This is a genomic window from Homoserinimonas sp., assembly GCF_056262345.1.
Window position 1 is genome coordinate 1 of record NZ_JBACFR010000031.1, and the last position, 4,646, is coordinate 4,646.

Here is a 4,646-nt window from a genome sequence, read left to right on the forward strand (position 1 = left end):
GGCGAGCCGATGAACGTTGCCCGCACCGTTCACGAGCTTGAGGATGCCGGGGTCGCCGGTCTCCACATCGAAGACCAGGTCAACCCCAAGCGGTGCGGCCACCTCGACGGCAAGCAGGTCGTGGACGAAGACACGGCACTCAAGCGCATCCGGGCAGCGGCCCAGGCGCGACGCGACCCCAACCTGCTGATCATGGCGCGCACGGACATCCGAGGCGTCGAAGGGCTCGACTCCGCTGTGGACCGCGCCAAGAAGCTTGTGGATGCCGGCGCCGACGCGATCTTCCCCGAGGCCATGAAGGATCTCGGCGAGTTCGAGGCAATCCGCAAGGCCGTCGACGTGCCGATCCTGGCCAACATGACCGAGTTCGGCAAGAGCGAGTTGTTCACGACGCAGCAGTTGGCGGATGTCGGCGTCAACATCGTGATCTACCCCGTCACCCTGCTCAGAAGCGCCATGGGCGAGGCCGAGCGCACGCTCGATACGATTCTTGCCGCCGGAACCCAGCAGGGAGCTGTTGCGGGAATGCAGACGCGTGCGCGGCTCTATGAGCTTCTCGATTACGAGAGCTACAACGCGTTCGATTCCGGCGTCTTCAACTTCAGCCAGGAGGGCCACTCCTGACCCGCACCTGCTCTGGCAGGTGCTTCTCACTACTCGAAAAATCTTTGCTGTTGAACGGGCCGACTCCCAGGGAGCGCGGCCACTATTCGACCATCACGAAGGAGTGTCATGACTGAAGAAATCCGTAAGGGACTCGCGGGAGTCGTCGTCGACGCGACGGCGATCTCCAAGGTGAACCCCGAGACGAACTCGCTGCTCTACCGCGGGTACCCCGTGCAGGAGCTCGCCGAGAAGTGCACGTTCGAAGAGGTCGCCTACCTGCTCTGGCACGGTGAGCTGCCCTCCGCCGCTCAGCTTGAGGAGTTTCAGGAGCTGGAGCGCAAGCTTCGCCCCCTCGATCACCGCACGAAAAGGGTTATCGATGAGCTGCCGCTCACCGCGCATCCCATGGATGTGGTGCGCACGGCGGTCAGCGTGATCGGAGCCACCGACCCCACCCTTTCTGAGCCCAACGGCTTTGCTGACCGCAAGCTCAACGAAGGGCGCGCGCTCTACCTGTTCGCCCAGCTGCCCGCGATCGTTGCCTATGACCAGAGGCGCCGCCGCGGCCAGGAGCTCGTCGAGCCGCGCAGCGACCTCGGCTACTCCGCCAACTTTCTGCACATGACCTTCGGGGAGGTCCCCGAGGTCGTCGTGGTCGACGCCTTCGACGTGTCGATGATTCTCTACGCCGAACACTCCTTCAACGCGTCGACCTTCACGGGGCGCGTCATCACGTCGACTCTGAGCGATCTCTATAGCGCGGTCGTCGGCGCGATCGGTGCCCTCAAGGGCCCGCTTCACGGCGGGGCGAACGAGGCCGTCATGCACGTGTTCGACGAGATTGGCACTGCCGATAAGGCGGAGGCATGGCTCGACCAGGCGCTCACCGAGAAGCGCAAGATCATGGGTTTCGGGCACCGCGTCTACAAGAGCGGAGACTCGCGGGTCCCCACCATGAAGAAGGCCCTCGACACCCTCATCGAGCACTACGCCCGGCCCGATATGGCCGAGTTGTACGACACGCTCGAGGCGGCGATGGATGCTCGCAAGACCATCAAACCCAACCTCGACTACCCGAGCGGGCCCGCTTACAGCCTCATGGGCTTCGACACCGAGCTGTTCACGCCGCTCTTTGTTGCCTCACGAATCACGGGCTGGACCGCCCACATCCTCGAGCAGCTCGAGGCCAACTCCCTCATCCGCCCGCTGAGTGTCTATGTGGGGCCGGACGAGCGGCACGTCTAGGCACGGCAGACGCAGAACGAGAAACACGGCGCGGGCCGGTGACGCCGAAGGGCGTTTCCGGCCCGCGTTGTCGCGACCGGGTGTTTGTGCTTCGGCGCGGTGAGGGGCTGGCGAAGGTGGCACGATAGAAGCATGAACACCCCCACCATCACTCTCAACTCTGGCCACCGCATTCCTCAGCTCGGATTCGGGGTGTTCAAAGTTGACCCGGCCGAGACGGAGCGGATCGTCTCAGAGGCTCTGGAGATGGGCTACCGCCACATCGACACGGCGGCCATCTATGGCAACGAAGAGGGTGTCGGAAAGGCGATCGCCGCATCCGGAATCCCCCGGGACGAGCTGTTCATCACCACCAAGCAGTGGTTCACCGAGCAGGCCAATGACAAGTCGCGTGCAGCGATCGATGCGAGCCTGCAGAAGCTGGGCCTCGACTACGTGGACCTCTACCTGATTCACTGGCCCGCCGCAGCAAACGGACTCTATGTCGAGGCATGGCGCGCACTCGAGCAGTTTCAGGAAGACGGTCTGAGCAAGTCGATCGGTGTCTCGAACTTCTTGGTTCCCCACCTTCAGACCCTGCTCGCTGCGACGGATGTCGTGCCTGCCGTCAACCAGATCGAACTTCACCCCGCCTACCAGCAGACCGAAATCACCTCGTTTTGCCGCGACAAGGGAATCGCCATCGAGGCGTGGGGCCCGCTCGGCCAGGGCAAGTACCCGCTGCTCGAAGAGACGCCAGTGGCTGCCGCCGCCGCCGCTCACGGCAAGTCGTCCGCCCAGGTCGTTCTGCGCTGGCACGTGCAGCTCGGCAATATCGTCTTCCCCAAGTCGAACCGTGCCGAGCGCATGGCTGAGAACCTCGACATCTTCGACTTCGAGCTGAGCGCAGACGAGATGGCCGCGATCACGGCCCTTGAGCGCAACGGTCGTGTCAGCGCCCACCCCGACGAGGTCAACTAATCCACCACGCCCGGGGCGGCTTCGCCCCGGGCGCTCACGCGCCGCATCCGCCATCGCCCACCGTGAAAGACCGCATGACAACTCGACGCATCGCAACTCTGGCCGGGGTCGGCCTTCTCGCCGGATTCTTCTCGGGACTCTTCGGGGTCGGCGGCGGAATCGTTATTGTGCCGCTGCTCGTGCTCCTGCTTGCCTTCCCCCAGCGCCTCGCTAGCGGAACATCCTTGGCCGCGATTCTGCCCACCGCAATCGCCGGATCCATCGGTTACGCGGTGCGCGGCGAGGTCGACTGGGTGGCCGCCGGATGCCTCGCCGTCGGCGCGATCGCCGGGTCGCTGATCGGCACCTGGATGCTGGCGCGCATCTCGCAGGGCTGGTTGCGGTGGGCCTTCGTGGCATTCCAGCTGGTTATGGCGGTGAGCCTGTTCTTTGTGGTTCCCGCGCGGGAGACCTCGCTGGATTACAGCGTGGGCACGGTGCTTGCGCTCGCGGGTGTCGGGCTATTCACGGGCATCCTGTCGGGGCTCCTCGGAGTCGGCGGCGGGGTTATCGTGGTCCCCGTCATGCTCCTGTTCTTTGGAATGGGCGACCTCGTGGCCAAGGGCACCTCGCTCGTCATGATGATTCCCACCGCCATCACGGGAACGATCTCCAACCTGCGCAATCGCAATTCAGACCTCAGGGCTGCGGGCATCATCGGTCTGCTCGCTATCCCGGCGTCGTTCGGGGGAATCGCGGTCGCCGCGGCTATTCCGCCTCAGCTCGGCAGCATCCTGTTTGCCCTGCTCCTGCTGTTCACGGCCAGCCAGCTCATTATCAAAGGGCTCAAGGAGCGGCGCGCTGGCGCATAACTCAGGGCTGCTGCGGGCCTAGGGGTTCAGCAGGCGGTGCTGCCAACCCTCGGGCGTGCGGGCATAGACCAGGCGGCGATGCAGGCGATCGACGCTGCCGTGCCAAAACTCGATAGTCTCCGGCACCAGTCGATAGCAGCTCCACGCCGGAGGCCGAGGCAAGGGGACGGGCGATTGAGCAAGCCGGTCAGCCTTCGCCCTGAGTTCCGTATAATCCTCAAGTGGTTCGCTTTGATGTGACGCGATCGCCGAGGCCTGCGCCGCGATGGGCCGGAGTGAGAAGACCTCGTCGGCCTCCGCGTCGCTCAGCCTTTCGACAGGGCCGCTGAACCGCAGCTGCTGGCGGGTCTCACGCCAGTAGGCAACAATTGCCGCCCACGGGTTCTCCTCAAGGTCGCGGCCCTTCGCGCTCGTGGCGGTCGTGACGAACTCCACCGCAGACGCCGTCACCTTCTTCACGAGCACGGTGCGGTTAGACGGCCGCCCCTGAGCGTTCGCCGTCGCGAGTGCCATCGAGAACGGCTCGATCACGCGGGAGGCGATCGCGATGTCGACCCAGCGGGCGAGAAGCCCGTCCGGCTCCTCTGGTGGCAGCACGAACTCAGCGAGCTCGATCTCGATCATGCCGCTGAGGGTGTCGAGATGGGGAGGGCGTCGGGGATCGCTGGCCTCATGGCTGGTCATCACTCGTCCAGAGTAGGGCCGGAGGCGTAGCGTGATGTGTATGTCGAATCATCTTGCCGATGCCGTGAGCCCGTACCTGCGCAGTCACGCCGACAACCCCGTCGACTGGTGGCCGTGGGGTGAAGAGGCCTTTGCCGAGGCCGAGCGTCGCGGCGTTCCCGTGTTTATTTCGATCGGGTATTCCACCTGCCACTGGTGCCATGTCATGGCCAGAGAGAGCTTTGAGGATGCCGCGGTCGCCGCGTACCTCAATGACAACTTCGTCAGCATCAAGGTGGATAGAGAAGAGCATCCGGATGT

General features: G+C 64.4%; 6 protein-coding genes. 5 read left to right on the forward strand and 1 reads right to left on the reverse strand.

Going from position 1 to position 4,646, the window contains the following annotated elements:
- From AC062T_RS01455 to AC062T_RS01470, 4 genes are all read left to right on the forward strand, one after another.
- Positions 1-624 (forward strand): isocitrate lyase/PEP mutase family protein (locus AC062T_RS01455; protein ID WP_476026721.1); only part of this gene is annotated, 624 nt, incomplete at its 5' end.
- A 108-nt stretch (positions 625-732) separates the two neighbouring features.
- The gene (locus tag AC062T_RS01460) at positions 733-1,851 is read left to right on the forward strand and encodes a bifunctional 2-methylcitrate synthase/citrate synthase (RefSeq protein ID WP_476026723.1); all 1,119 of its coding nucleotides are present in this window, start codon (positions 733-735) and stop codon (positions 1,849-1,851) included.
- A 132-nt stretch (positions 1,852-1,983) separates the two neighbouring features.
- Positions 1,984-2,811 (forward strand): aldo/keto reductase, encoded by an 828-nt coding sequence (locus AC062T_RS01465; RefSeq protein ID WP_476026725.1) that lies wholly within the window; start codon positions 1,984-1,986, stop codon positions 2,809-2,811.
- A 74-nt stretch (positions 2,812-2,885) separates the two neighbouring features.
- Entirely contained in the window at positions 2,886-3,662 is a 777-nt protein-coding gene (locus AC062T_RS01470) for a sulfite exporter TauE/SafE family protein (RefSeq protein ID WP_476026726.1), read from the forward strand.
- Positions 3,663-3,680: 18 nt separating this feature from the next.
- Here the strand turns inward: AC062T_RS01470 and AC062T_RS01475 are convergent, their stop codons facing one another.
- Entirely contained in the window at positions 3,681-4,346 is a 666-nt protein-coding gene (locus AC062T_RS01475; protein WP_476026729.1) for a pyridoxal 5'-phosphate synthase, read from the reverse strand.
- Positions 4,347-4,386: 40 nt separating this feature from the next.
- Between AC062T_RS01475 and AC062T_RS01480 the strand changes: the two genes are divergently transcribed.
- Positions 4,387-4,646 (forward strand): DUF255 domain-containing protein (locus tag AC062T_RS01480; RefSeq protein ID WP_476026727.1); only part of this gene is annotated, 260 nt, incomplete at its 3' end.

What these genes read in the sequence shown, in the direction of transcription:
- AC062T_RS01460 (WP_476026723.1), top strand. Translation starts at nt 733, where the DNA reads ATGACTGAAGAAATCCGTAAGGGACTCGCGGGAGTCGTCGTCGACGCG.
- AC062T_RS01465 (WP_476026725.1), top strand. Translation starts at nt 1,984, where the DNA reads ATGAACACCCCCACCATCACTCTCAACTCTGGCCACCGCATTCCTCAG.
- AC062T_RS01470 (WP_476026726.1), top strand. Translation starts at nt 2,886, where the DNA reads ATGACAACTCGACGCATCGCAACTCTGGCCGGGGTCGGCCTTCTCGCC.
- AC062T_RS01475 (WP_476026729.1), bottom strand. Translation starts at nt 4,346, where the DNA reads ATGACCAGCCATGAGGCCAGCGATCCCCGACGCCCTCCCCATCTCGAC.